Origin of the sequence: Novosphingobium sp. FSW06-99, from assembly GCF_001519065.1 — a bacterium.
GTDB lineage: Bacteria > Pseudomonadota > Alphaproteobacteria > Sphingomonadales > Sphingomonadaceae > Novosphingobium.
This window is the reverse complement of record NZ_KQ954264.1, coordinates 15,221-41,219: the sequence shown is the minus strand read 5'-3', so window position 1 is coordinate 41,219 and position 25,999 is coordinate 15,221. Positions and strand designations below refer to the sequence as shown.

The window sequence follows — 25,999 nt, the reverse complement described above, 5'->3', positions numbered from 1 at the left end:
CCAGCCTGGCCGTGCCCGGCACCGATGCGGGGCACACGATCGCGGGCGAGACTGTGCACACCGTGCTGTCGGTGCCCGGCATGCATTGCGCCGGGTGCATGGCCAAAGTCGAACGCACGCTGGGGCGGATCGAAGGGGTTGCCACCGCGCGCGTCAATCTGACCGCGCGGCAGGTGGCGGTCGATCATCACGATACCGTCGCGGTGCCCGATCTGGTGGCCAGTCTGGCGCAGGCGGGGTTCGAGGCACAGCCCCGGCTTGACCGGGCCGAGCCGGTGTCGGCGGTGCGCCCGCTGATGGCCCCGCTGGCGGTGGCAGCGTTTGCCTGCATGAATGTCATGTTGTTGTCGGTGTCGGTGTGGTCGGGGGCCGATGGGGCCACGCGCGTGCTGTTTCACTGGCTGTCGGCGGTAATCGCGGTGCCGGCGGTGGCCTATGCCGGGCGCCCGTTCTTTGCCTCGGCGTGGGGCGCACTGCGGCACGGGGCGACCAATATGGACGTGCCGATCTCGATCGGCGTGCTGCTGGCGACCGGGCTGTCGTGCTATGAAACGATGACCGGCGGCAAGGAGGCCTGGTTTGACGGCACGCTGATGCTGTTGCTGTTCCTGCTGGCGGGCCGCGCGCTCGATGCGATGATGCGCGATCGTGCGCGGGCCGGGGTCGATGCCCTGCTGCGCCAGGCGCCGGCCGGGGCCACGGTGGTGGCCGCCGATGGCACGCCTGCGTGGTTGCCGGCGACCGATCTGGTGCCCGGCATGGTGATGCGCGTGGCGGCGGGCGAACGGCTGGCCGCCGACGGCGCGATCGCGCGCGGCGCCAGCCGGTTCGACCAGTCGCTGCTGACCGGCGAAAGCGCGGCGGTGCGGGCCGATACCGGGGATACGGTGCTGGCAGGCACGCTCAATCTGGACAATCCGGTCGATGTGCGCGTGGGCGCCAGCGGCGAGGACACCTCGCTGGCCGAAATCGCCCGGCTGATGGCCAGCGCGGGGCAGGGGCGATCGCGCTATGTGCGGATCGCCGACCGCGCGGCGCGGCTCTATGCCCCGGCGGTGCACAGTCTGGCGCTGCTGGCCTTTGTCGGCTGGCTGATCGCGGGGGCGGAGCTCTATCACGCGCTGGTGGTCGCGATTGCGGTGCTGATCATCACCTGTCCTTGCGCGCTGGGGCTGGCGGTGCCGGTGGCGCAAGTGGTGGCGGCGGGCGCGTTGCTGCGGCGCGGGGTGCTGGTCAAGGACGGGGCGGCGCTCGAACGGCTGGCCGGGGTCGATCACGCGCTGATCGACAAAACCGGTACGCTGACCCATGGGTGTCCGGTGCCCGACGCGGCCTGCCTGGCGGCGCTCGATGGGACCGACGCGGCGATTGCGCTGTCGCTGGCCAGCCACAGCCGGCATCCGCTGTCGCTCGCCCTGACGCGGGCGCTGGCGGCGCGCGGTGTGCGCACCGTCGATCTGACTGATGTGGCCGAGATCGCCGGGCGCGGGGTCGAGGCGCGCCATGGCGCGCTGGCGGTGTCGCTGGGGCGTCCGGCAGGTGCCGAAGGCATGGCTGCCGCGCTGTCGATCACTGGCCAGCCAGTGCGGATTATCCGCTTTGCCGACGCCTTGCGCCCCGATTGGGCCGAGGCGCTGGCGCGGCTGGCGGCGCTGGGTGTGCCTTGCGCGATCCTGTCGGGGGACAATCGGGCGGCTGTGGCAGAGGCCGCGCGCATAACCGGCCTGCCTGCGCGCGCCACCGCCAGCCCGGCGGAAAAGCAGGCGGCGATTGCCGATCTGCAAGCCGCCGGGGCCCGCGTGCTGATGGTTGGGGACGGGCTGAACGATGGCCCCGCGCTGGCCGCCGCCGATGCCTCGATTGCGCCGGGCACAGCGAGCGATGTCGGGCGGCAGGCCGCCGATCTGGTGTTCACCGGGGATTCGCTGCTGGCGCTGCCGCGCGCGGTGTCGGTCGCGCGGGCCACGATGCGCGTGGTGCGGCAGAATTTTGCGCTGGCGATCGGCTACAACCTGCTGGCGGTGCCGTTGGCGATGGCGGGGCTGGTCACACCGCTGGTGGCGGCGGTGGCGATGAGCCTGTCGTCGCTGGTGGTGATCGCCAATTCGCTGCGGCTGGCGCGGGTGCCGCGATGACCTCGCTCGCGCTGCTGATCCCGATTGCGCTCTTCATGGGGCTGATCGGGCTGATCGCGTTTTTCTGGGCGCTGCGGCGCGGGCAATTCAGCGATCTCGATGGCGCGGCGGCGCGTATCCTGATCGAGGAAGACGAGGATCAGCCATGACACTGGCGCGGGCATGGATCGCGGGCGGGCCCGCGCTGGTCGCGCTGGCGCAGATGACGGCGCCTGCACCGGCCAGGGCGGGCTGGATGCTGGTGCCGATCTGCGGCGAATATGGCGGCCACGCCGTGCCGATCCGCCTGCCGGGCAAGGATGATGCCCCCGGCGGCGCGCCATGCTGCAAGATTTGTCATAGCGCAATGCGCAAGCGGCTGCCCGGCGATAGCTGTTGCGACGGAGAGGATGATGCCGATGCCGCCTGAGCGCCATGCCGACTGGACCTATTACCCGGACCTGCTGGCGCAGGCGGTGCCCCGCTATACCAGCTATCCAACCGCCGCCGAATTTGGCGATGAAAGTCTGGAGACGGTGCAGCGCGAGGCCCTGGCCGCGGTGCGTGGCGATGTCTCGCTCTATGTGCATATCCCGTTCTGTCAGGAGATCTGCTGGTATTGCGGGTGCAACACGGCGGCGGCCAATCGCGCCGAGCGGCTCGCCGCCTATCTCGATGCGCTCCATGCCGAAATGGTTGCGGTGGCGCGTTTGCTCCACCCTTCGGTACGGGTGTCGCGCATCGCCTTTGGCGGGGGCAGCCCCAACGCGATCCAGCCGCATGAAATGGTGCGGCTGGTCGATGCGCTGCTGGTCAATTTCCGCGTGCCGTGGCCGGTCATCTCGATCGAGATCGATCCGCGCAGCCTGACCCCGGCGTGGCTGACCGCCATTCGCGGCATCGGTGTCGTCAAGGCCAGCCTTGGCGTGCAGACATTCGATCCGCGCGTGCAATCCGCCATCGGCCGGGTGCAGCCGCGCGACGATATTGCCCGCGCGGTGGCGGGTCTGCGCCAGAGCGGGGTGGAATCGATCAATTTCGACCTGATGTATGGCCTGCCGTTTCAGGATGACGCGGTGCTGGCCGAAACGCTTGATGAAACCGCGGCACTGGGTGCCGACCGCGTTGCGCTGTTCGGCTATGCCCATGTGCCGCACATGATCCCGCGCCAGCGGCGGATCGATGCGACGGCCTTGCCCGATCAGCGGGCGCGGTTTCGCATGGCCGCGCTGGGTTATCGCCAACTGGTCGATGCGGGGTATCAGCCGGTCGGTTTCGACCATTTTGCCCGCCCTGGCGACAGCCTGGCGCAGGCCACGCTGGCCGGGAGACTGCGGCGCAATTTCCAGGGCTTTACCGAGGATCAGGCGGCTGTGCTGATCGGGCTGGGCGCCACCTCGATCAGCCAGTTCGACACCGCCTATGTGCAGAACGAAAAGAACACCGGCCGATACCGCATGCTGACCGGGGCCGGGCAGCTTGCCGGACGGCGCGGGGTGCGGCGCAGCGCCGAAGATCGCCGTCGGGGGGCGGTGATCGAGGCGCTGTTGTGCCATGGCGCGGCGCATATCGATGCCGACCTCGCCATGGCCGCCGCGACCCGGCTTGCACCCTTTGCCGCGCGCGGCCTGATCCGGTGGGATGCCGACCGGTTGATCCTCGAACGCGGCAGCGAACCTTATGCGCGGTCGATCGCGGCGGTGTTCGATGCCTATCGCAGCGGCGAGCGCCGTTTCAGCTCGGCGGTGTGAGAGTCGGATCGGAAATTCCGGCTTTGCCGAAATTTCCGAAGGCCGCACCGGCCCGCTCCCCCACCCGACCACCCATAGGGTACTATCGTAGGGTGGTCGGCTCCTCAGCGAAAACGTCCCCCGGACGTTTTCGTGCTCTTCGTCGCGGGGAGCGGGCCGGTGCGGCCTTCAAAATTCGCTCTCTCGCGAATTTTGAATCAGACTCTGATGCGCGCATGCCACAGGAAATAAGTATGCGGCAGTCGTGTTAGCGGCTGCACAAGAAAGGGTTGCGGGCTAGGTTCGCGCGTCCATAGATACGCGAGACCTTGCCATGAAGCCGATTGAAACCATCATGCGCACCGCACCGGTCATTCCGGTCCTGGTGATCGAGGACGCCGCGCACGCGGTGCCCGTGGCGCGCGCGCTCGTCGCGGGGGGGCTGCGCGTGCTCGAAGTGACTTTGCGCACGCCCGCCGCGCTCGACGCGATCCGTGCCATGCGCGGGGTTGATGGCGCGATTGTCGGTGCCGGCACGGTGACCAATCCCGATGACCTGAAATTGGCGATCGACGCGGGCGCGGAATTCATCGTGTCGCCCGGGTTGACCCGGCGGCTGGGCGAAGCGGCGATCGATGCGGGCATTCCGTTCCTGCCCGGCACCGCCAATGCCGCCGATATCATGACCGGGCTCGATCTCGGGCTGACGCACTTCAAGTTCTTCCCGGCGGCGACGTCGGGCGGGCTGCCCGCGCTCAAGGCGCTGGCGGCCCCGTTCTATCAGGCGAAATTCTGTCCGACCGGCGGGATCAACCTGCAAAATGCCCCCGAATGGCTGGCGTTCGACCCGGTGCTGTGCGTCGGCGGCAGTTGGCTGGTGGGCAAGGGCACACCCGACGAAGCCGCGATCGAGGCGGCGGCGCGCGCGGCAACCGCTCTGCGACCATAAATGACCAGTCCCGCACCGCGCCGACCCAGAGGAAAGACACGGACGATGACCACCGTCGATACTTTGCGCAGCAGGTTGCGGGACTTGCACGAGCGCACCACCGAAACGCCGCTGTTCAACCCGGTGTTTCAGCTCAGCCACGATCTGTCGCGCCAGTTGGAGGCCGGCACGATCGGGCTCGATGCGATCGAGGCGCTGGTGGCAGAGCTGGAATGCGAGGCCTTGCAAACCCGCGCCGCGCGGCTGCGCGCGCTGGTCGCGCCGACCGAGCCCGACGCCAATCTCGACCGCATTGTCGGGCTGCTGCACGAAGAAGACGGCTTTTCCGAATTCCGCCGCCGCTGGGAACGGCCCTTGCTGCATGCGGTGTTTACCGCGCATCCGACGTTTCTGCTGACCCCCGGTGATGCCGATGCGGTGGCCACGGCCGCGCTGGCCGACGATCCGCGTGCCGCCACGGTCTGTGCGGTGCCGGGGCCGGGCCCGGCCATCACGCTGGAATTCGAACACGCCGAAGCGCTGGCCGCGATCGAGCGCGCCGCCACTGCGCGCGACCGGATCAATACCCGCCTGCTGGCCCATGCGCGCGCGCGCTGGCCCGGGCGGTGGCTCGATTTCCGGCCGTTGCCGTTCCGCTTTGCCACCTGGGTCGGCTATGACATGGATGGGCGCACCGATATCGGCTGGTCCACCTCGATCCTGTTCCGGCTGCGCGAGAAGGCGCGCCGCCTGTCGAGCTATGTGGCGACGCTGGCGGCGATCGATGGCGATCACGCGCTGTTGCCCCGGCTGGTTGCCGGGCGTGACCAGGCGGCGGAAATGGCAGAGCTGTTTGCCCAGCCGCTGACCGATCCCGCCGTGCTGGCCGATGTCGCCAACCGCATGACCGCCGACAATCCGGCGCGCCTGCTGTCGCTGACGCCGATCATCGCCGCACTCGATGCCGATGCCCGCACCGCAAAGGATGACAGCGCGGTGGCTTATGCCGCGCTGGCGGCGGCGATGCGCGCCGATGGTCTGGGGCTGGGGTGGATTCACTTCCGCGTCAATTCGTCGCAATTGCACAATGCCTTGCGCCGTCGCATCGATCCCGATGGCACGCTGGATCTGGGCAGCCGGGGCGCATTGTCGCGATTGCGCGAAGTGCTGGCGGCGGCCAAGCCGCTGCGCGTCAATTTCGCCGCGCTGGCAATCGAAACCTCGACCGCGATGCGCCAGTTTCTCGTCATGGCGCAGATCCTGCACCATATCGATGCGGATACGCCGATCCGCATGCTGATCGCCGAATGCGAACAGCCGCAGACCGTGCTGGCCGCGCTCTATTTCGCGCGGTTGTTCGGGATCGAGGACAAAGTCGATGTCTCGCCTTTGTTCGAAACCGAAACCGCGCTGGAACATGGCGGGCGCTTTCTCGACGCCTTGCTGGCCGAACCCGCCTATCGCGACTATGCGCGGGCGCGTGGCCGGGTGGCGATCCAGACCGGCTTTTCCGATGCCGGGCGCTTCCTCGGCCAGATCCCGGCGGCGCTGGCGATCGAGCGGTTGCAGGGCCGGCTGGCCGAAGCGATGCGTGCACACGACATGACCGGGGTGTCCGCGCTGATCTTCAACACCCATGGCGAAAGCATGGGGCGCGGTGCGCATCCCTCGGGCATGGTCGACCGGTTGTCCTGGCCGCTCAGTCGCTGGGCGCGCAGCCGGTTTGCCAAGACCGGCATCGTACTGGAACCCGAAGTCAGCTTTCAGGGTGGCGACGGTTATCTGTTTTTCCGCAATCCCGATCTGGCGCTGGCCACGCTGACCCGCGTGGCCGAGGCACAGACCGCGCTGACCGGCGAATATGGGCGCGATCCGTTTTACGACCGCACCGATCTCAGTCTCGATTTCTATCGCTCGATCCGCCGCGTTCAGCGCGATTTCCTGGGCAGCACGACCTATTCGCGCGCGGTGACTGCCTTTGGCCTGGGCATGCTGAAAGTGACCGGCAGCCGCGTGTCGCGTCGCCAGTCGGATATCCAGGCCGACCGCACGATGAGCCTGCGGCAGATCCGCGCGATCCCGCACAACGCCATCCTGCAACAGATCGGCTATGCGGTGAACGTGATCGCCGGGGCGGGCACGGCGGCGGGCGAGGAAATCGAATCGATTGCCGAACTGCTCGGCGCGTCGGACCGGGGCAACCAGTTGGTGCGCCTGTTGCGATCGGCCAACGGACTTGCCTCGATCAAGACGGTCGGCGCGTTCGGCGAACTGTTCAATTCGGCCTATTGGGCCAGCCGTCCCTATCGCGGCACCGAAACCGGCCTGGAAAACGGCTGTCTGGCGCTGGCCGATTACCTGACCAAGGATGACCGCGCGGGCGTGTTCCGGCGCATGGTGTCACGCCTGCGTGTTGACTGGATGAAGCTGCACCGGCTGTTGTCGCTGGTGCCGGGGGCACCGGCCGGGCGCGATCCGGCCAGCGACGATGCGCGGCGCACGATCGGGCTGTTGCAGGCGGTGCGCCTGACGCTGCTGATGCATATGTTCCTGCGCGCGGTGCAAGTGCCGCAGTTTTCGCGCGCCAACGACATCAGCCGCGAAGACGTGCTGGAAATGGTGCTGTCGCTGCGCGTGGACGAGGCACTGGCGCAATTGCGGCGGGCCTATCCGGTGATCGAACCGGGCATCGGTGATTTCGTGCTGACCGAGCCGACCGACTATCCCGACGACGAAGCCGAAGACTACAGCGCGATCCGCACCCGCTTCATCGACCCGATCGAGCGAGCGCATGCGCTCAATCTGCGCATCGCGGTGGCCATCGCCAATTATTTCGGCGCGCACGGGTAGCGCGAGGCGCAGATCTGGTGGATTCATGCATCCCTGCGTTCTCGAAGTCCGTTCATCCTGAGCTTGTCGAAGGATGCGCGCGGCAGTTGCCCAACGGGCGTATTGCTGGCGTGCGGGGTCGAGGTCGGCGCGCATCCTTCGACAAGCTCAGGACGAGCGGATTTTGCGGATAGTATTGGCGTAAAGTCGCCCAACGCACTTGTGTCAGCGCCGTAGTCCCTGATGGGACTTTCAGCCGATGAACATCCGCCCGTGACGTTGCGGGCGTTGCGGCGCGTTGAAGATGGCGCCGGCCGACAGGCGGCTGCCGCGCACCACCAGCAGGATCAGGTCGCCCGGCTCGATGCGCACGTCTTCGCCGGGGTGCTGGATCGACTGGCCGCCGTCGCGATCGATCTGCACGATGAAGAATGCACCCGCGCCGCGCCGTTCCGCCTCACCCACGGTCACCCCGGTCAGCGCGCCGCGCTCGCCTGCGGTCACCACTTCGAGATCGAGCCCGAAATCGTTGAGGTTGCGTTTGATCGTGCCGACCTCGCGGATATCGCCCAGCATCGATTCGGTGGCGGGAAACAGGATCAGTTCGGTGATCCGTTCGGCGCCGATGTGCGTGGGCAGCACGACTTTGTTGGCCCCGGCGTGGAACAGTTTGCTTTCGGTGGTGGGTGCCTCGCCGCGCGCGATGATCTGCACCGCCGGATTGAGGTTGCGCGCCGACAACGTGATGAACACATTGGCGGCATCGTTGGGCAGCGCGCAGACCAGCACGCGCGCGCGATCGATACGGCCCTGCATCAGCACGTCTTCGTGGGTGGCCTCGCCGGTAATCGTCAGGTATCCGGCAGTGCGCGCCTCTTCGGCTTTGGCCGCTTCGCGCTCGATGATCACGAACGGATGGCGCGCTTCGGTCAGCGCCTTGGCCAATTGTACGCCGATGCGGCCATAGCCGCAGATGATGGCATGGGTGTCGAGCCGTTCGATTTCGTTCTGCATGCGATCAAGCCCCAGAAAACGGCGGAATTGGTAGAGATTGAACACCTGGATCAGCGCGCCGGTCAACACGATCATGCCGGTGCACCCCAGCACGATGGTCATGATCGTCCACATCCGCAGAAACGCGGTATCGACCGGGCGCACTTCGCCATAGCCGACCGAATAGACCGTGGTCAGCACCATATAGGCCGCATCGCCCAGCGGCCAGCCGGCCATGGCATAGCCGATGGTCGACACCATGAACACGATCGCCATCCACACGATCGTGCCCGACAACAGCTTCAGCGGCGAGGCGAGCAAACCGCCCGTTTCGTGCTGGTTCCCGAAAATCGGGGTGTGGGGTGGTTGAATTCCGGCCATGGTTGCGCGGACCAGATGACCTATCGGCCACCGGTTTGTCCAGTCGGGCGAAACCGCAGCCATGCAAAAGGGCGCGACCGACGGCCGCGCCCTTTTGCATGGCGACGCAATCGCGCCGGGTTACTTCGGTGCGAGCACCATCAGCATCTGGCGGCCTTCCATGCGCGGAAACGCCTCGACTTTGGCGATTTCGGCCACATCGTCCTGCACGCGGCGCAACAGGTTCATGCCCAGTTGCTGGTGCGACAGTTCGCGACCGCGAAAGCGCAAGGTGATTTTCACTTTGTCGCCATCTTCGATGAAGCGGTGCACGTTGCGCATCTTCACGTCATAGTCGTGGTCATCGATATTCGGACGCATCTTGATCTCCTTGATCTCCTGCGTCTTCTGGCTCTTGCGGGCAAGGTTGGCCTTTTTCTGGGCTTCGTAACGGAACTTGCCGACATCCAGGAATTTGCACACGGGCGGATCGGCATTGGGAGACACTTCGACAAGGTCAAGACCGACCTCGGCTGCCTGCTCGATCGCTTCGCGGGTGTACATTACGCCCAGGTTTTCGCCGTTCTCATCGATCACGCGCACTTTGGGCACGTTGATCATCTGATTGAAGCGTGGCCCGCTCTTGACGGGGGGCGCCATCATGCGCCGAGGTGGGGGAGCTATTTTCGGTTCTCCTGTGGTTTTCGAAACGCGCTCATACCACAACGCGCCAACAGTTAAAGCGTAAGTTCAGGCCGCGTCGCGCCACAGCGCAAAGCGTGCCAGACGCCCGCCCGCGGGCACGAGCGCATCGGCCGCCGCGGCGGGGGCGAGCGCGGCGCGGATCGCCGGGGCATCGGCATCGAGGCCCCCGGTCAGCGTGCCGAACGCGGGCAGCACCAGCCGCGTGTCGCTGGCCACCACGCAGGGCCGCCGGATCGTGCGGCCGCGTTGCACCACGCGCAGGCGCGGATGGAAATGGCCCGACAATTCGGGGCGGAGTTCGCCCGCCAAAGCCTCGTGCCGCAACACGATCCCGTCCAGTTCCGCCTCGACGAGATGCGTGCCGGGCAGCGCCGGGCTCTGCGGCGCGGCGCCCTTGATATCGTGATTGCCGGTGATCCACACCCAGTCGGTGGCGCGGGTCAGTGCCGACAGCATCCCGGCGGCATGCGGATCGAGCCGGTCTGGCCCGCCCGCGTCGTGAAAGTTGTCGCCCAGGCAGAACACCCGGCGCGCCCCCGTCAACCGCAAGGCATGGGCCAGCCGTTCAAGCGTTTCGCGGCTGTCATAAGGCGGCAGCATCTGCCCGCCGCGTGCAAAGAAACTGGCCTTTTCCAGATGCAGGTCGGCCACCAGCAATGCGCGCTGTTCCACCCAATAGAGCGCCCGCGCCGCATCGGCCCCGGTGCCAAGGCAGAATTCCTGGCGATGAAAGGGAAATGACGCGAACGAAACGGGAACCATTTGTTTCTCTTGCGGGACGGCGCAGAGCTTGGCAAGCCGTTTTCACCCCCTTTGCCGGGGGCGATTGGGAAGAGGGCACGCATGACCGAGACGACCCCGGCGGACTGGACCGAAGCCACCGCGCGCGCGCGCGCCTGGTTTGAAAGCCTGCGCGACAGGATCTGCGCCGCGTTCGAGGCGATCGAGCGTGAGGCTGGCAGTGACGCGGCGTTCGGTTATACCCCCTGGGCGCGCGAGGCTGATGGCAGCGGTGAAGGCGGCGGCGGCGTGCAGGGCCTCATGAAGGGCAAAGTGTTCGAGAAAGTCGGCGTCAACGTGTCGACCGTCGGCGGTGCGTTCAGCCCCGAATTCGCCAGGACCATCAACGGCGCCGATGCCGAAAACCCCGGCTTTACCGCAACCGGCATCAGCCTGGTGGCGCATATGGCCAATCCGCATGTGCCGGCGGTGCATTTCAACACGCGGTTCCTGACCACGCGCAAGGCGTGGTTCGGCGGCGGCGGCGATCTCAACCCGCCTTTGCCCTATGACGAAGACACCGCCGATTTCCACGCCGCGTTCAAGGCCGCCTGCGATGCGCATGATCCGGCCTATTACCCGCGCTTCAAGGCCTGGGCCGATGACTATTTCTATATTCCCCATCGCCAGGTCCATCGCGGCGTGGGGGGGATCTTCTACGATCACCTCGAATGCGCCGATGCTGCCGCGTTCGACGCCCATTTCGCCTTTACGCGCGCGGTGGGAGAGGCGTTTGTCGATGTGTTTCCCCGGCTGGTGCGCCGCCGCATGAGGCATGACTGGACGCCTGTCGACAAGGCGCAGCAACTCGCCTGGCGCGGGCGCTATGCCGAATTCAACCTGGTCTATGATCGGGGCACGCTGTTCGGGCTGAAAACCGGGGGCAACATCGATGCCATCCTGATGAGCCTGCCGCCCGAAGCGACCTGGGCGTGAGTGCAGGACACGGCTGATGGCGATCACCCACGACGACACGCGCGCCCCGCTGGCGCAGGGCTTTCATGCGGTGGCACCAGGCGATCTGGCGGCGGTGGTCACCGCGCTGGAAATGACCGCCTTGCCCGATGCACTGCGGCGCCCGGGCATCGAGCCCGACGTGCCGCTGCAACTGGTGCGCTGGGCCGATTGCGCGCCCGAACGCTATCGCCTGCTCTATCAGCGGATCGGGGCGCCCTGGCTGTGGTGGTCGCGGCTGGCCCTAGACGATGCGGCGCTGGCCGGGATCATCCATGATCCGGCGGTCGAGCTTTATGCCGTGACCGACCGCGCGCGCGTGGAAATCGGCATGCTGGAGCTTGATTTCCGCCATGCTAATGCCTGCGAAATTGCCTTCTTCGGGTTTGTGCCAAAGGCCGCCGGGCAAGGCTTTGGCAAATGGCTGATGCGTCGCGCGCTGCAGCGGGCCTGGGCCGGGGGCGATGCCAGGGCGCCGGTGGCGCGGGTGTGGGTGCATACCTGCACACTCGATGATCCGCGCGCAGTGGGGTTTTACCGGGCCCAGGGCTTTGCGCCGGTCGCGCGCTATGTCGAGGTATTCAGCGATCCGCGCGCATCGGGGCTGTTGCCCGCCGACACTGCCCCGCTCCACCCGCTGATCGTCGACTGAGCGCCGGGCAGGCGCGACAGCACCACGCAGACCAGCGCCAGCCCCGCCAGCGGCATCAGATTGGCATGGAGCGGCAGCGCCGCCGAGCGCGTCGCCAGCGGCGCCAGCCACAGCATGATCAGCGCGGGTTTCTCCCACGCGCGCCAGCCCAGCCGCTGCGCCTGTGCCACCAGCCACAATGTCGGCTGGATCAGGAACGGGAAGTCATAGCTGAACAGATAGGGTGAGGCGATCGCCGTCGCCGCCAGCATCAGCGCTCCGGTAGCGGCGGTGGCGCCCTGTTGACGTGCAATCCGCCACAGCAGGATCGCCGTGGCAAACGAGATCGCCGCCTGCCCGGCCAGCGCCACCGACGGCCCCATCGTCACCCGCAGCAGCGCATAGGGCGTTGCCATGCGCAGGAAAAACGGACCGCTGGTCTGCGCCATCAACACTGCATCGACATGCAGCCCGGTCGGCCAGGCGGCCCATGTGGCAGGCCCGAACACCACCAGCGAGGCCAGACACAGCAGCGCCGCCGAAGCCGCCCCCGCACCCAGCACGCGCCAGCGCCGCGCGGCAATCAGCCACAGCGGCACCAGCAGCGCCAGATGCGGCTTGATCACCAGCGCGCCGAACAGCAGGCCCGCCACAATGTCGCTGCGCCGGGTGTTGCGCGCCACCGCCAGGACCCCGCCGATCAGCAGCGCGCCGGTGATGAACCCGTTTTGCGCATGACACCCGGCCAGAAACGCCGCCGGATAGGCCAGCACCGCCAAGGGCTCGTGCGGCAGCACCCGGCGTGCCACGGCAAACCATATCAGCCAGCCGCCCAGCGCCCAGATCAGCCACGCCTGGGCATAGGGCAACAGCCCCAGCGGCCAGGTGAGAAACAGGTATGGCGGCGGATTGACATAGGCGACCATCTGGCCGGTGTGGCTGGCGGCCTGGGCTGCGCGTTCGGTGGCAAGGTCGAACACGTCCCACGGAATGCCCGCGGCCACGATCCGCCCGGCGCCCCAGAAGGCCAGAAAATCGCTGCCGACATGGCCCACCGCATCGCGATAGACATGCCCCATCATCGGCACATAGGCGATCAGCATATAGAGCGCGATTACCCGCACGCGCAGCCGGTCGGGCCAGGCATTGGCGCGCAACGCCGCCAGCCAGCCGGCACACCCATTGGAAATGGTCCTGCCCAAGAACGCCACCCAGTCCATGATGGCGTCACCTTAACCCCGCAATATTGAACGAATCGTATGCGCGGGGGGAGTTTTGCCTTGCCCTTGCGGCAATCGTGCGCCCATTCTGGGCAGACCATGTTGCGTCAGTATGAACTTGTCGAGCGCGTGCTCGCCTATGCCCCGGATGCGGACGAGGCGATGCTCAACCGTGCCTATGTCTACACCGTGCAGAAACACGGCACCCAGAAACGCGCGAGCGGCGACCCGTATTTTTCGCATCCGGTCGAAGTGGCGGGGTTGATGACCGAGCTGAAGCTCGATCAGGAAACCATCATGACCGCGCTGTTGCACGACACGGTCGAGGATACGCTGGCGACCCCTGAGGAAATCGAGCGCCTGTTCGGGGCCAATGTGGCGCGCATGGTCGATGGCGTGACCAAGCTGTCGAAAATCGAAACGATGTCGGAAAACGAGCGCGCGGCGGAAAACTTGCGCAAGTTTCTGCTGGCCATGAGCGAAGACTTGCGCGTCCTGCTGGTCAAGCTGGCCGACCGGTTGCACAACATGCGCACGCTGCATTTCATCCGCAGCGAGGAAAAGCGCCGCCGCATCGGGCGTGAGACGATGGAAATCTATGCCCCGCTGGCGCAGCGCGTGGGGATGTACGAATATATGCGCGAGATGCAGTTGCTGGCGTTTCAGCAATTGGAACCCGACGCCTATGCCACGATCACCGGTCGGCTTGAGGCGATCCGCACTGCGGGTGAAGGCCAGGTCGATGCAATCGCGCTGGAAATCAAGCAGGTGCTGGCCGGTACGGGCATGCGCGTCGAAGTCGCGGGCCGCGAAAAGCATCCTTATTCGATCTGGAAAAAGATGGCCGAGCGCCATGTCTCGTTTGAACAGATCACCGATATCATGGCGTTTCGCGTGGTCACCGACACGGTCGAGGACTGTTATGCCGCGTTGGGGCTGTTGCACCGCACGTGGCAGATGATCCCCGGCCGGTTCAAGGATTACATTTCCACGCCAAAGCTGAACGGATATCGTAGCCTGCACACATCATTGATTTATAACAATGCGATGCGTGTTGAAGTTCAGATCAAAACGCAGGAAATGCACCAGACCAACGAATATGGGCTGGCCGCGCACTGGGCCTACAAACAGGGCGGGACCCAGCCCGACGAACAAGTCGGCTGGCTGCGCGATCTGGTCGAAATCCTCGATGCCAGCAATGATCCCGAGGAACTGCTCGAAAACACGCGCATGGCGATGTACCAGGATCGCATCTTTGCGTTCACCCCCAAGGGCGCGCTGTTCCAGTTGCCCAAGGGCGCGACGCCGATCGATTTTGCCTTTGCCGTGCACACCAATCTGGGCGCGGCGGCGGTCGGCGCGAAGATCAACGGTCGCCACGTGCCGCTGCGCACCCCGCTGACCAATGGCGACGTGGTCGAGATTATCCGCAGCCGCACGTCCGAACCGCAATTGTCGTGGCTGTCGTTTGCGGTGACCGGCAAGGCGCGTGCCGCCATCCGCCGCGCGGTGCGCCAAAAGGAACGCGCCGATATCGCCGCGATCGGGCGCAAGCTCTATGATGAAATCGTCGACCGCCTGCCCACCAAGATCGGCAAAAAGGCGCTGACCGAAGCGATCAAGCGGCTGAAATTCAACAATGAAGACGAACTGATGGTGGCGATCGGCCAGGCCCGGATCAGCGACCGCCAGGTGATGGAGGCGCTGGTGCCCGGCAGTGCCGCCAACTTGCCGCAAAGCGAGGAATGGCCGCAGGATTCATGGCCGCGCCAGCAACGCGCGATCGCCGTGCGCGGCCTGAGCCCCGGCGCCGCGTTCAAGCTGGCGACCTGTTGCCATCCCGTGCCGGGCGACCGCATTGTCGGGCTGCGGCGCCCTGAAAAGAGCGTCGAAGTCCATTCGATCGATTGCCTGCAACTGGCCAACGGGGTCGATGCCGACTGGATCGACCTGTCGTGGGAAACCCCCAACGACGGCGCGGTCGGCCGCCTGCGCGCAGAGCTTTACAACCGCCCCGGCACACTGGCCGAAATGGCCGGGATTTTCGGCAAGAACCACGCCAACGTGGTCAACCTGGAAATGACCCAGCGTGAAAACCCGTTTCATACTTATGTGGTCGATCTGGAAGTGCGCGACCTGGCCCACCTGACCCGGATCATCAGCGCCCTGCGCGCCAGCGATGCAGTGGCGCAGGCGGAACGGATCTGAGGCGCCAGTCTCGCCGGGTTGCGATCAAACGGGTGCCGCGCCCAATTCCGCATTGTCCTGCCCGATCGTCGGCGCCGGCCCGGTTGCGCACGATCCGACTGAAAAACGCACCGGTGCCTTCAGGTGCAGGTATTCGCCCTCGGTCGGATGGGTGCGCGGCTGGAACAGGCCAACTTCGATCAGGTGCGGGTCGCTGGTGATATCGGCCAGATCGCGCACCGGCATCGCGGGGATCTGGTTTTCGGCGAAGATCCGCGTCCATTCGGCGGTGGTGCGCGCGGGCGTCCGGCGCGCGATTTCGCGATAGGCCTCGGTAATATTGGCGGCGCGCGCACGCGGTGTGGCAAAACGGTCTTCCAACGCCAGCTCGGGCGCGCCGAGCAGGGTGAACACCTTGATCAGCGCGGCGTCGGTATAGGGCACCAGGCTGATATGGCCATCGGCGGTGGGGAAGGGCTGGCGCGCCGGGTCGATCTGACGGGGATAGCCTGCGGGTTCGAGCGGGGGCACCAGCGTGGCGCCAAACAGGTGTTCCTGCGCCATGAAATGGGTGAACGTTTCGAACATCGGCACTTCCACGAATTGTCCGCCGCCAAAGCGCAGCTAGTGCACGATCGCCGCCAGGATGGCATAGGCGCCGTGCAGTCCCGCGACTTTGTCGGCGATCAGCGAGGGGATATAGCGCGGGGCCGGGTTGCCATCGGCGCGCGGCAACAGCGTCGCCGTTCCGGTCGCGGCCTGGATCACATCGTCATAGGCCTGCAAATCGGCATAGGGCCCGTCCGAACCGAACCCGACGCAATGGACATAGACGATATCGGGCCGGATCGCGCGCACCGCGTCATAGCCGAACCCCAGCCGCTCGATCGCCTTGCCCCGCACGTTGTGGATGAACACGTCCGCCTCGGCCAGTTGCGCGGCCAGCGCCGTCTTGCCCGCTTCGGTTTTGAGATCGACGGCAAGCGAGCGCTTGCCCTTGTTGAGGTTGAGCGTGCAGGGGCCCATGCCCGGCGTGGTGCGAAACTTTCCGGCATGGCGGAACTGGTCGCCGGTCGGGCCTTCGACCTTGATCACATCGGCGCCCAGATCGGCCATGATTTCGGTCGCATAGGGGCCGAACACCACGCTGGTCAGATCGACGATGCGAATGCCTTCGAGCAGTTTTTGTCCGGTCACGCCCAAATCTCCCGTTATGACCTGCCGGGGCTTAAGTGATCGATTAAAGCTGTGCAACCGGGCTGCGTCAGAATGTCAGGCAAACCTCCAGCGCATCGCCCACGACCAGCCCTTCGGCCTTGCGCACTTTGGCCGATACCGGGATCGACCAGCCCGCGTGCTTGATCGGAAAGGCGGAGGTGCGCCATTCGGTTTCGCCGATGCGGATGGTCAGTTTCACCGAGCCAAACCCGCTGCGCCGCCCGGATTCAAGCCGGTGCATCAGCGCCGTGCCATCGAGCGCCTCGGCCACATCGGCGGTCACTCCGATGAAATGCCACACACCATGCCCTTCGCTGCGCCATTGCACCAGCGTGGTGGTAAACCGATGGGTTTCCTCGCCGGTCACGGCGCGCGGCGCACCGGCACAGGCACGTTGCAGGCATCGACCCCGCCCGCAGGCTGAATAAAGAACCGGTCGCGCCGGTTGGCGCGCGCGGCAGCATAACGGGCAAACGTGCTGCCGGTGGTCGACAGATACTGGTATGTCGGCAGACCGGGCACATCGGTGCCGATGCGGCTGGCGGTGATCGGCACGCGCTCGGCGGCCGTGGCGTAAAAGCCGAGCGCCGCGGTTCCGCGCGGCAGCGTGGACAGATATTCGATCCCCTCGATCACCCGCCCGACCAGCGCGATATTGCGGTCGAGCTGGCGCGGGGCCTGGCCGATCACGGCGTAGAGTTCGGCCCCGGTGCCGGTATCGGGCGGATTGTCGCGGCCGACGCCCACCATGCCATAGCAATGCAACGGCCAGGCATGATCCTTGTCGAGCCCGACCGGCCAGCCCGCGATGATCCGCGTTTCGGGCGCATAGGCATCCGCGCCCAGCGACAACGCGCTGTCCGCCCCGGCCGGCAGCGCAAAGCGCGGTGCCACGTAAGCGCCTTCGCCATTTTCGATCAGCCCGCCCGGCAGCGGTTTGGCATGGGCCTTGTCATCGCCATCGGGATCGCCCCATTGCACCACATAATTGTCCTGCGCGCGGTTGATGCTGGTGCCGTCCCACCAATGCGCCGCCGCCAGTTTGCGGATATTGCCAATCCACCCTTGCGAAAACGGCGCTGGCAAAAGCTGGATCACCACGCGCCGCGCATGCCCCGCCGCCGCGGGCGCCAGATCGATCACCAGCAGATCAGCGGGTGCAATCGCCACCCAGTCGCCCGCCGGTGCGGAGGCCACGATGTCGGGCGGCGTGGGCACAGCCGCCGCATCGTCCCGCGCAAATGCGGCAGGCGAGCCCAACAGGGCCAGCGCAACAGCGATCAAGGAAAGGGCAGGGCGGGCGAAACGATCGGATGCTTGCAACATATCCCCACCATGCCACTGCCTGCGCCCTTGCGAAACCCCCACCATGCCGCTAGGGCGCGTGCCTCATCCAGAGCATGCGGAGCGGTGGCCGAGTGGTCGAAGGCGCTCGCCTGGAAAGTGAGTATACGCCAAAAGCGTATCGAGGGTTCGAATCCCTCCCGCTCCGCCATTTTAGACCAGTAATGATAATAAAATAAGTTACTTAGGGCAAAACTGGGCCCTCTGGGTCCACTTTGGCATCTACAGTCATATTTCGGGACCGATTCGCGGTCGGTCTGGCTGAAATTTGCGCGATTGCGTTGCTTTTGGCCGTTCATGCGTCCTCCCAGACGTTGATAACCCGGGGCGGGTGGAAGCCGTAGAAGGCCGAGGCCGGATCTGGGTTTATCAAACGGATTTGCCCGAAGAGCGGGCTGCTGCGCGTCCACCGAAGCCATCTCCGCGCTGACGGGCACCAAGTGCCCACTTTCGCGCAAAGCGCTGGTCATACCTCCGGCCCCTCCTCGCCGCCCGACCACCAACGATACTCGCTGGTTATGGTGGTCGGGCGGCGAGGAGGGGCGGGAGGTATGATTGCACGTCAGCGCCGCTTGGTATGCGGCTGTCCAATCCGTTCGGGCGTCGCCCTTTCGTGCGCTGCGGCCTAGCAAAATCCTCCGCTTCAAATTGCTGCGCGACGCAATTGGCCTGGTCGGGATGAACCAAAGCCAGCCGCAAAGCCACTAGCGGTAGAGCGGGCCAGACATGCGGGCCGCGCCTTATTGCCAGCTTGGCGGGAGTGAACATGACGGTGGATGGACTCGCTTTGGGGGATTTGCCTTTGGCAATGCGGGCTTGGTCGGGTCCGCGTCGCCGAGCGTTGGGTCTGTGTCTTGCGGCCCCGGCGCTCTGCGGTTTGCTGGCGGCGCTGATCACGCCACCTGCTCGCGCGCTACCGGCTTACGCTGATCAGACCGGTCAACCATGCGCCGCGTGTCACGTTGGCGGCTTTGGCCCGCAGCTTACCCCGTTCGGGCGCGAGTTCAAACTGGGAGGGTATACGCTGCGCACCAGGGACAGCATTCCTTTGGCGGCGATGGTGCAGTCGTCGTTCACGCATACTGCCAGGGACCAGAGCCCGCCGCCTGCCAATTTTGCCGGTAACGACAATGTTGCACTCGACCAGGCGAGCCTGTTCGTAGCGGGAGGCTTGGGATCGCATATCGGGGGTTTTTCCCAGTTTACCTGGGATGGTGTCGCGCACCAGTTCCATTGGGACAACCTTGACCTGCGGCTGGTCAACAGTGGCAGGCTGTTGGGGGCCGATGCGACCTATGGCCTCTCGTTCAACAACTCGCCCACGGTACAAGATCCATGGAATACCACCCCCGCCTGGGGGTTTCCCTATACGGCCAGCGCATTGCCGCAGGTGCCCGCCGCCGCGCCGCTTATCGACGGAGCGCTGGCGCAAAACGTGGTTGGCCTGACTGCCTATGCCTGGTTCAACCACCACCTCTATGTGGAGGGAGGTGGCTATTCCAGTCCGGCGGCCGGCACGCTCTCGTGGCTCGGCGTTGACCCTACCAGCCCCGGCGCCATTCATGGTCTGGCTCCTTATGCGCGGCTCGCGTACCAGACGGACTTTGCCGGTGGCACCGTTGAGACAGGCGCCTTTTTGCTCAAGGCGCAGATTTATCCGGGCCGCGATAGCAGCTCTGGCTTTTCCGACCACTACGCCGATGTCGGCCTCGATGCCTCATGGCAAAAGGCGCTCTCGAAAGGTGACACCGTGGCGCTCAACCTGCGCTATGCGCACGAGGCGAGCAATCTGGAGGCCAGTTGCGCCCTTGGTCTTTTTGGTAATGCCGGCACGCCGGATTGCGCGCGCACGACGCTTGACGAGGTGCGCGGCGATATCTCCTATTACTGGCACGGCAAGGTCGGGCTGACACTGAACCCGTTCCTCATCACCGGATCGAGCAACGCTAACCTGTTTGCGCCCACCAACCGGCCCGACAGCAACGGCATCATCACTCAGGTCGACTATACGCCCTGGGGCGCGGGCAACTCGCCGCTTGGCCCGCTCTTCAACGTGCGCATGGGGGTGCAATACACCGCCTATGGGCGCTTCAACGGCGCAGTCCGCAATTACGATGGCAACGGTGCCAATGCGTCCGACAACAACACACTGAGGTTTTTTACATGGCTCGCATTCTGATCAACACCGCCGCCGTGGTTGCAATCGGTTGTGCATCACCGGCATTGGCGGCAGACCTGGCGACGGGAGCAAAAGTCTTCAGGACCAATTGTGCCGTGTGCCACTCGACCGGTACCAATGCTGTCGTTGGACCAGGGCTTCACGGCCTGGTTGGGCGCAAGGCGGGATCGGTCCCCGGCTTCAGCTATTCGGCGGCCATGAAGTCGGCAGGCTTTGCCTGGACCGCCGAGCAACTGGCCAAATATGTCACCAATCCGCAGGCGGTGGTCAAGGGCAACCGGATGCCCTTTTCCGGCCTGCAAAACCGCTCACAGGCTGTCGACCTGGTTGCCTATCTTGAAACGCTGCGCTGACACCCATCCGGCAGTGTGTCGGATGGGTGTCAGAAGGACCAGATCGCGCCCACTGTCGCGCTCGCCGGCCGATTGGCACGTGCCACCGGAGAGCCACGGTTGCCAGCACCGATCAGGCTTGCGCGCAGTTCGAATGGACCAAGCTGTCTGGTTGCAGACAGGCTCCAGTCGCAATTGTCGGGCTGGTACGGAAACGCGGTCGCAGAGGTATCGTAATAGCGCGTCCTGGCGGGGGCAGGTTGGTTCAAGTAGAGCAATTCTGCAAAATGTGCGCTTATCACGAGATGGCGGGCCACCGCCTGGCTGATGGCAAGATCGGCGTACAGGGTCTGCGTATGGCTTGCCTGGTATTCTGGCGAATAGGACAGGCGCAAGGTGACCGGGCGATAGGTCAGACCGGTATAGATCTCGTTGTAGCTTATGCCCTTTGAGTAGACGTCGACCTGACGAAAATCGACGCGGCTGACGCCCAGGTCCATTGACAGCATTCGATTCAGCCGCCGGACAAAGCCGATGTCGCCCTGCCAGCCAACAAATTTTGCCGTGCCGTCCACCAGCGTGCTGGTTGCCGATCCGGAGACATAGACCCCCGCTTGCGTGTCATAATCGACCTGGCCGGTGATCGTGGGCTGGTTGTCGCTGATGCTATACCCGCGCAGGTAGGTGTCACTCTCGACGCTGATCGACCCTGCAAGTTGGGCATGGGCCGGATGTCCGGCGGAAGCACCGATCACGGTTGCGCAGGCACCCGCCAGCCGCCAGGCCGGTGATCGATTGGGAACCGGCATGTGGCGCTTTGCTCGGCTGCTCGGCTGATGCTGGTGAGCTGACATTCAACCTTAGTTGTTGCCGTGGGCCTGGGCGACAAGGGCCAGCCGGTTGTCGGTGCCGCAGCGATAGCCCACGGCGAGATGGGCCAGCGTCAGGCAAGCGTTGATCTCGCGCTGATCGTTGTGCGCCAGCGCGATCTGCGCGCTGCCGGAACGTTGTCGTACCAGTGCCAACAGGCCACTGACATGCGCGGCCGAAAACGAAGAGCCATTGACCAGCCCCCATCCGCCGCCGGGTACAGTCGTCGGAACATCGCGACCGGGTGCGACATAGGAGGTGGCGAGCATGCCGGAATGCGCATCGGCGGTCACGGAGATGACACCGGCCAGCGATGCCGGAAAGCTTGCCGCCGGATTGTGCGGATCGACTGCCGCGACGATCGCGATGTGGCGATGTTGCGCAACTTGCACCAGGTTGGCCAACAAGCGATCAGGCGGGCCCGATATGCTGAGATTGATGATCTGCGCGCCCTGCTCGATCGCGAATTCAAGCGCCTGCCCGAGGGTGAAGCTGTTGCAGGTGGTTGCAGGTGTTGCCGGACTTTGCCAGCACGCCCGCAACGCCATCAGGCGCGATTCCGGGGCAAGCCCGGCAACGCCGATCCCGTTGTCGGCACGCGCCGCGATAATTCCGGCAACAGCGGTGCCGTGGCGTTCGGCAGGGCCGGGCTGGGCGGCATGCGGGGTGACGAAATCGCGCACGTGCGAGAACTGACCGGCAAGGTCGGGATGGCTGGTATCAATGCGACTGTCGATGACCGCCACGCTCACGCCGCGGCCGGTCGCCAGCTTGTGCAGATCGCTGATGTGCCACGCCGTTTGTGCCGGTTGGGCATCGAGCAAAGGATCACGCCTTCCCTCCAGTGCAAGGCCGTTGAATTCTTCCATGGGCTGGGCCCAGGCCACGTTGGCTTCGTGGGAGAGCACTTGAATGGCGTGATCGACGGTGGTGCCGGCCGGCAGCGTCATGACGAAGCAATCGACCCCCAGCAGGGGCATCGGCCAGTTGTCCTGCAGGTCAAATCCGTTGCGCGCCGCGATCTCTTTCGCGCGGCGACGCCGGGCAACCTGATCTTCGCCATCGCCATAGCTGGTGGCATAATCGGCCGTTGCCTTGCGGTGGGGCGGTGCGATCCGGATCATCACCAGCACTTGCCGGGGCGCATTTTCCGCCCGAACGGGTTCCGCATCGACCAACGCGGGCGTCAACCAGAGTAACGCCAATGCCAGTGCAACGCGCGCCCCGCGTCGCAACCATCCTTGTGCGATCATTGCTGCGCATCCGGTACGAGAGGTTGGGCCAGGGTCACGATCGAGGCTTGCTGCAGTCTGTGCAGCGCGGTGTCACGCTGATCTGGCTGAACGCGCAGCACCCAGGCATCGGCAACAGTGGGCCCATCGACGACCCGGGCGCCGACTTTCTGCAGCAAATCGCGCACCTGATTTTCGCTGGCATCGGGCTGCAGCTTTACCAGCAGATTGCCCTGTCCTGGCGAACTGGCGGCACTCAGGGCCACATAAGGACCGGCCTGACCGAGGGACGGGGCGCCGGGCCGCAGGCCAAGCACTGCAATGGCAGCGAGCGAAGCGGCCAGCAGGGGGCTGGCAAGGGCCCAGCCAATGCCCACGCGACGATGCCAGAACGGCTGGGCCCGCGCGGGGAATCTGGGGGCTGCGGGTGTTTCTTCCAGGTGTGCGTCAAGCGGCAGCATCTTGACCTGCCTGGCCAGCGCTTCTTCAACCGCCAGACTGTCGCGGCAGGCCTGGCATTGTCCGAGATGCGCATCGACTTCGCCGGTTTCTTCGGCCGTAAGCGTGGCATTGACGTACCACGGCAGCAGTTCCTCGATCCGGTCGTGGATGGTCTGTGGGTGGGGCGTAGAGGATTGTGACATCGCGGTATCCTAGATCCAGTCGCCCAGCGCACCGTCTAGGTGGCGCTTGAGATGGCGGCGTGCATGGAACATGCGGGTTTTCACTGTATCGACCGGACATTCGAGAATATCAGCGATCTCGCGATAGCCCATGTCGTGAAAATAGGCCAGATCGACAACTGCCCGATGAGAGGGGGATAGTTCGTCGATGGCCTGGCGCAACAGGCGCTGGATCCGTTCTTGTCCTGCCACATTTTCCGGCAGCGGAGCGTCGCACGGGCGGTTCTCGGCCTGTTTGTCTTCTCTGGCTTCGTCCTGCCGGCGCAATCCCTTCATCGCCTTGCGGTAGGCGATGGCGAAAATCCATGTCGACAATTTGCTGGTGCCGTTGAAATTCGCGCCTTTCTCCCAGACCACCATCATTGTGTCGTTGAGCACTTCTTCCACCAGCGTGGGCCGGCGGATCAGGTTCATCAAAAACCGCGTCAAGCGGGGATGGTACACGCGGTACAACTGCTCAAAGGCGGGGCGATCCCCTTCGATCACCCTTTGCAAAAGTCGCAATTCCACATCCAGCGGCAGGCGGGCGGGAAGCGGAGCAATCGAGTTGGGGGGGCGGTTGGTGGTCACGGTTGGTCAGGTCTCGGCAAAGCTGTGTCGGTAGGTGCCGAGATTGGCACGACAGGTTCAATGTGCTGGTTGCAGAGACTCAAAAGAGGTTTCGTTTTATGTCAGGAACACCGGCAAGACAAAGGCCGATTGTCCGCATAGCGCGCCTCGTCCCGTTGCTGGCCGCCGTGCGAGGTCCGTTGGGCCACACATCCCCTTGCCAGCGGTGCGATCAGGACAGTATCCGGATATCGACGATACGGCGTGCGCCATCGATCCGCCCGAGTTGGATGATGACATCGATCAAAGACCGCGTGTAGATGATTGTCTCCTCGCGCGAGAGCGACAGGCCGGATTGCAACACCATCAGCGCAATCTGATCGAGCGCACCTTCAGGCGTGTTGGCGTGGACAGTCGTGAACGAGCCCGGGTGGCCGGTGTTGATCGCGCGCAGAAAAGTCGCCGCTTCACGGCCGCGAATCTCGCCGACGATAATGCGGTCGGGCCTCAGCCGCAGCGAGGCCTGGAGCAAGTCCTCGACGCTGACTGCCGCCTCGCCAAGCGCACCTTTGACCGCAACAAGGCCCAGCGTGTTGGGCTGGCCAACGACGATCTCGGGCGTATCCTCGACCGTAAGTATCCGTTCATGTGCCGGCACCAGCTTCAACAGCGCGTTGAGGAAGGTGGTCTTGCCTGATGACGTGCCGCCCGAAATCAGGATGGTCTTGCGGGCAAGCACGGCATCGCGCAGATAGGTGCCCGGCGCTTGGCGGATGTTGGCTTCCGTCGGCGCTGTGTGGTCTGTGCCGGTCGATGGCGGCGGGAGAGGCTGGTCATAGTCCGCGATCGTGCGATCGAGGGTAAGATGACGGCGAATAGACAGGCCCCAGCCGGAACGGGTTGCCGGAGGCCCGACCATCTGCACGCGCTCACCGCCGGGCAAGATCGCCGCGAGCAACGGATTTTCCCGATTCACGCCTTGGTGGGTCGCCCGCGCAATCTGTGCGGCCAGACGTCCAAGCAGGACTTCAGTCACGGCAGGTGCATTGAGGCAGTGCATGACCGGCTCGCCAACACGTTCGATCCAGACTTCCCCTGGCCGGTTGACCATCACCTCGGTGACATCAGGCTGGTCGAGCCAGGCGGCGAACGGGCGAAGATAGAGGTTGAGATAGACGCCCGGATCGGCGGATGCCTCGGCGGTTGCAAGTGTCAGCGCGGTCATCGTCCGTCCTCGGTGAAGTCGAGGTCGCGCGCGGCAAAGACCTGTATCGGCGTCCCCTGGAGGATGCGCACGGTTGGTGGGATCTTGATCTGGTTCTGGAGCGCAACGCCGGCTGCGCCCGTGCTGCCACTGACCGAACCGAGCACTACGGTATTGCCCGAACCGCCGACCGCGCCGGCCAGTCCGTCGATCACGGACAAAAGAATGGCCGAGCCATAGCGCTGGAAAAAATGGCTGTCGACTTTGCCGGCCAGCCCGGTCTGGCCAAGATCGTCCGTGGCAGGCGAACCAAGCTGGATCGAAATGCCATCGGGCCGAAGCAAGCGGTTCCATACGATCAGCGCCCGGCTTTGCCCAGACTGGAGCGCACTCTTGTACTGGCCGATCAGGCGCGAACCGCGTGGGATCAGCAAGTGTGAGCCATCGAACGAGCGGACGTCGCCGCTGACCAGCGCGCGGGCATAGCCAGGGAGATCGGAATTGAGCGCGGTTTCCAGCACGGCCGGTATCACCGTGCCTTGCGGAACGATTTTGCCGGGATGATCAAGCCTGTGGGCATGGCTGGTTGGCACCGGCTCATCACCCGCACGCGCGGAAAACTGCTCTTCGGGCGACAGATTGGCTTCGGGTTTGGCAAGGCCTGACGCAGACGATCCGGGCGCGGTCCGGTTCGGGGCAGAGGCGCCCGACAGCGTGGGCGGTGTGCTGTTGTCGAGGACCAGCAACGGCGGCGGGGCGGGCGCAGTTGCCGCAAGGGCGGGCGGGGTGGTGGGGGTCGGCAGTGGCACCGGAGCACCCGGCAAGACTGCGACCGAGGGCGGCGGAGAAGGCGCCGGCACCGTCGGAATTGCCGCCTTGGCTGCGACCGGCTGTTTATGGGCCGCCAGACTGAAGATGGTGGCGCTCCCGATCGCCGTCGCTCCGATCAAGCCAAGC

Annotated in this window: 23 protein-coding genes, 1 tRNA gene and 1 pseudogene; 12 read left to right on the top strand and 13 right to left on the bottom strand. The window is 65.2% G+C overall.

Annotated elements, in window-relative coordinates:
* The first annotated feature begins 5 nt into the window (after positions 1-5).
* The 6 genes from AQZ49_RS19095 to AQZ49_RS19070 all read left to right on the top strand — a co-directional run bounded on the left by AQZ49_RS19095 (position 6) and on the right by AQZ49_RS19070 (position 7,622).
* On the top strand, positions 6-2,135 hold the full coding sequence (locus AQZ49_RS19095) for a heavy metal translocating P-type ATPase (RefSeq protein WP_369819157.1): 2,130 nt from the start codon (positions 6-8) through the stop codon (positions 2,133-2,135).
* A complete protein-coding gene (ccoS, locus tag AQZ49_RS19090) occupies positions 2,132-2,284 on the top strand; it encodes a cbb3-type cytochrome oxidase assembly protein CcoS (protein WP_067619637.1) in 153 nt (50 codons plus the stop codon). The genes AQZ49_RS19095 and ccoS overlap by 4 nt, the downstream gene beginning before the upstream one ends.
* Positions 2,281-2,544, top strand: coding sequence for a hypothetical protein (locus AQZ49_RS19085; RefSeq protein ID WP_067619636.1), 264 nt, complete (start codon positions 2,281-2,283; stop codon positions 2,542-2,544). Before ccoS ends, AQZ49_RS19085 begins: the two co-directional genes overlap by 4 nt.
* Positions 2,534-3,865, top strand: a complete 1,332-nt coding sequence (gene hemN, locus AQZ49_RS19080) for an oxygen-independent coproporphyrinogen III oxidase (protein ID WP_067619849.1) — start codon at positions 2,534-2,536, stop codon at positions 3,863-3,865. The genes AQZ49_RS19085 and hemN overlap by 11 nt, the downstream gene beginning before the upstream one ends.
* 313 nt (positions 3,866-4,178) lie before the next feature.
* Positions 4,179-4,793, top strand: coding sequence for a bifunctional 4-hydroxy-2-oxoglutarate aldolase/2-dehydro-3-deoxy-phosphogluconate aldolase (eda, locus tag AQZ49_RS19075; protein WP_067619634.1), 615 nt, complete (start codon positions 4,179-4,181; stop codon positions 4,791-4,793).
* A gap of 45 nt (positions 4,794-4,838) precedes the next feature.
* Positions 4,839-7,622 carry a phosphoenolpyruvate carboxylase gene (locus AQZ49_RS19070; protein WP_067619633.1) on the top strand — a complete coding sequence of 928 codons (2,784 nt, stop codon included), beginning with the start codon at positions 4,839-4,841 and terminating at the stop codon, positions 7,620-7,622.
* Between the two features lie 231 nt (positions 7,623-7,853).
* Here AQZ49_RS19070 and AQZ49_RS19065 read toward each other — a convergent pair whose 3' ends face one another.
* The 3 genes from AQZ49_RS19065 to pdeM form a co-directional block, all read right to left on the bottom strand.
* Entirely contained in the window at positions 7,854-8,975 is a 1,122-nt protein-coding gene (locus tag AQZ49_RS19065; RefSeq protein WP_067619846.1) for a potassium channel family protein, read from the bottom strand.
* A gap of 120 nt (positions 8,976-9,095) precedes the next feature.
* Positions 9,096-9,617 carry a translation initiation factor IF-3 gene (gene infC / locus AQZ49_RS19060; protein WP_067619631.1) on the bottom strand — a complete coding sequence of 174 codons (522 nt, stop codon included), beginning with the start codon at positions 9,615-9,617 and terminating at the stop codon, positions 9,096-9,098.
* 87 nt (positions 9,618-9,704) lie between these two features.
* Positions 9,705-10,421 carry a ligase-associated DNA damage response endonuclease PdeM gene (gene pdeM, locus AQZ49_RS19055; RefSeq protein WP_067619629.1) on the bottom strand — a complete coding sequence of 239 codons (717 nt, stop codon included), beginning with the start codon at positions 10,419-10,421 and terminating at the stop codon, positions 9,705-9,707.
* 81 nt (positions 10,422-10,502) lie between these two features.
* Between pdeM and hemF the strand changes: the two genes are divergently transcribed.
* Positions 10,503-11,375 (top strand): oxygen-dependent coproporphyrinogen oxidase, encoded by an 873-nt coding sequence (gene hemF, locus AQZ49_RS19050; protein ID WP_067619626.1) that lies wholly within the window; start codon positions 10,503-10,505, stop codon positions 11,373-11,375.
* 16 nt (positions 11,376-11,391) lie between these two features.
* On the top strand, positions 11,392-12,045 hold the full coding sequence (locus AQZ49_RS19045) for a GNAT family N-acetyltransferase (protein WP_067619623.1): 654 nt from the start codon (positions 11,392-11,394) through the stop codon (positions 12,043-12,045).
* On the opposite strand, the gene AQZ49_RS19040 is transcribed toward AQZ49_RS19045, so the two are convergent.
* Entirely contained in the window at positions 11,961-13,226 is a 1,266-nt protein-coding gene (locus AQZ49_RS19040; RefSeq protein ID WP_231739322.1) for a glycosyltransferase family 87 protein, read from the bottom strand. The genes AQZ49_RS19045 and AQZ49_RS19040 overlap by 85 nt on opposite strands.
* A gap of 117 nt (positions 13,227-13,343) precedes the next feature.
* Between AQZ49_RS19040 and AQZ49_RS19035 the strand changes: the two genes are divergently transcribed.
* Entirely contained in the window at positions 13,344-15,452 is a 2,109-nt protein-coding gene (locus AQZ49_RS19035; protein WP_067619617.1) for a RelA/SpoT family protein, read from the top strand.
* 24 nt (positions 15,453-15,476) lie between these two features.
* Here the strand turns inward: AQZ49_RS19035 and AQZ49_RS19030 are convergent.
* From AQZ49_RS19030 to AQZ49_RS19020, 3 genes and pseudogenes are all read right to left on the bottom strand, one after another.
* Positions 15,477-16,628, bottom strand: a pseudogene (locus AQZ49_RS19030) (CaiB/BaiF CoA transferase family protein).
* A gap of 67 nt (positions 16,629-16,695) precedes the next feature.
* Positions 16,696-17,016 carry a DUF1905 domain-containing protein gene (locus tag AQZ49_RS19025; RefSeq protein WP_067619614.1) on the bottom strand — a complete coding sequence of 107 codons (321 nt, stop codon included), beginning with the start codon at positions 17,014-17,016 and terminating at the stop codon, positions 16,696-16,698.
* A complete protein-coding gene (locus AQZ49_RS19020; RefSeq protein WP_067619611.1) occupies positions 17,013-17,975 on the bottom strand; it encodes a peptidylprolyl isomerase in 963 nt (320 codons plus the stop codon). The genes AQZ49_RS19025 and AQZ49_RS19020 overlap by 4 nt, the downstream gene beginning before the upstream one ends.
* Before the next feature lie 78 nt (positions 17,976-18,053).
* Between AQZ49_RS19020 and AQZ49_RS19015 the strand changes: the two genes are divergently transcribed.
* The 3 genes from AQZ49_RS19015 to AQZ49_RS19005 all read left to right on the top strand — a co-directional run bounded on the left by AQZ49_RS19015 (position 18,054) and on the right by AQZ49_RS19005 (position 20,525).
* Positions 18,054-18,144, top strand: a tRNA-Ser gene (locus AQZ49_RS19015).
* A 615-nt stretch (positions 18,145-18,759) separates the two neighbouring features.
* Positions 18,760-20,172 carry a hypothetical protein gene (locus AQZ49_RS19010; protein ID WP_231739321.1) on the top strand — a complete coding sequence of 471 codons (1,413 nt, stop codon included), beginning with the start codon at positions 18,760-18,762 and terminating at the stop codon, positions 20,170-20,172.
* A complete protein-coding gene (locus AQZ49_RS19005) occupies positions 20,157-20,525 on the top strand; it encodes a c-type cytochrome (RefSeq protein ID WP_067619604.1) in 369 nt (122 codons plus the stop codon). Before AQZ49_RS19010 ends, AQZ49_RS19005 begins: the two co-directional genes overlap by 16 nt.
* A 29-nt stretch (positions 20,526-20,554) precedes the next feature.
* Here AQZ49_RS19005 and AQZ49_RS19000 read toward each other — a convergent pair whose 3' ends face one another.
* From AQZ49_RS19000 to AQZ49_RS18975, 6 genes are all read right to left on the bottom strand, one after another.
* Positions 20,555-21,313: a TorF family putative porin gene (locus tag AQZ49_RS19000; RefSeq protein ID WP_067619601.1), complete on the bottom strand. Its 759-nt coding sequence runs from the start codon at positions 21,311-21,313 to the stop codon at positions 20,555-20,557.
* A gap of 51 nt (positions 21,314-21,364) precedes the next feature.
* Positions 21,365-22,564: a S8 family peptidase gene (locus tag AQZ49_RS18995; protein WP_197411134.1), complete on the bottom strand. Its 1,200-nt coding sequence runs from the start codon at positions 22,562-22,564 to the stop codon at positions 21,365-21,367.
* Positions 22,565-22,623: 59 nt separating this feature from the next.
* Positions 22,624-23,250 carry a zf-HC2 domain-containing protein gene (locus tag AQZ49_RS18990; RefSeq protein WP_067619596.1) on the bottom strand — a complete coding sequence of 209 codons (627 nt, stop codon included), beginning with the start codon at positions 23,248-23,250 and terminating at the stop codon, positions 22,624-22,626.
* Positions 23,251-23,259: 9 nt separating this feature from the next.
* A complete protein-coding gene (locus AQZ49_RS18985; RefSeq protein ID WP_231739320.1) occupies positions 23,260-23,859 on the bottom strand; it encodes an RNA polymerase sigma factor in 600 nt (199 codons plus the stop codon).
* Between the two features lie 211 nt (positions 23,860-24,070).
* The gene (gene virB11, locus AQZ49_RS18980) at positions 24,071-25,063 is read right to left on the bottom strand and encodes a P-type DNA transfer ATPase VirB11 (protein ID WP_067619594.1); all 993 of its coding nucleotides are present in this window, start codon (positions 25,061-25,063) and stop codon (positions 24,071-24,073) included.
* Positions 25,060-25,851 (bottom strand): TrbI/VirB10 family protein, encoded by a 792-nt coding sequence (locus AQZ49_RS18975; protein WP_231739319.1) that lies wholly within the window; start codon positions 25,849-25,851, stop codon positions 25,060-25,062. Before AQZ49_RS18975 ends, virB11 begins: the two co-directional genes overlap by 4 nt.
* Positions 25,852-25,999 lie beyond the last annotated feature (148 nt).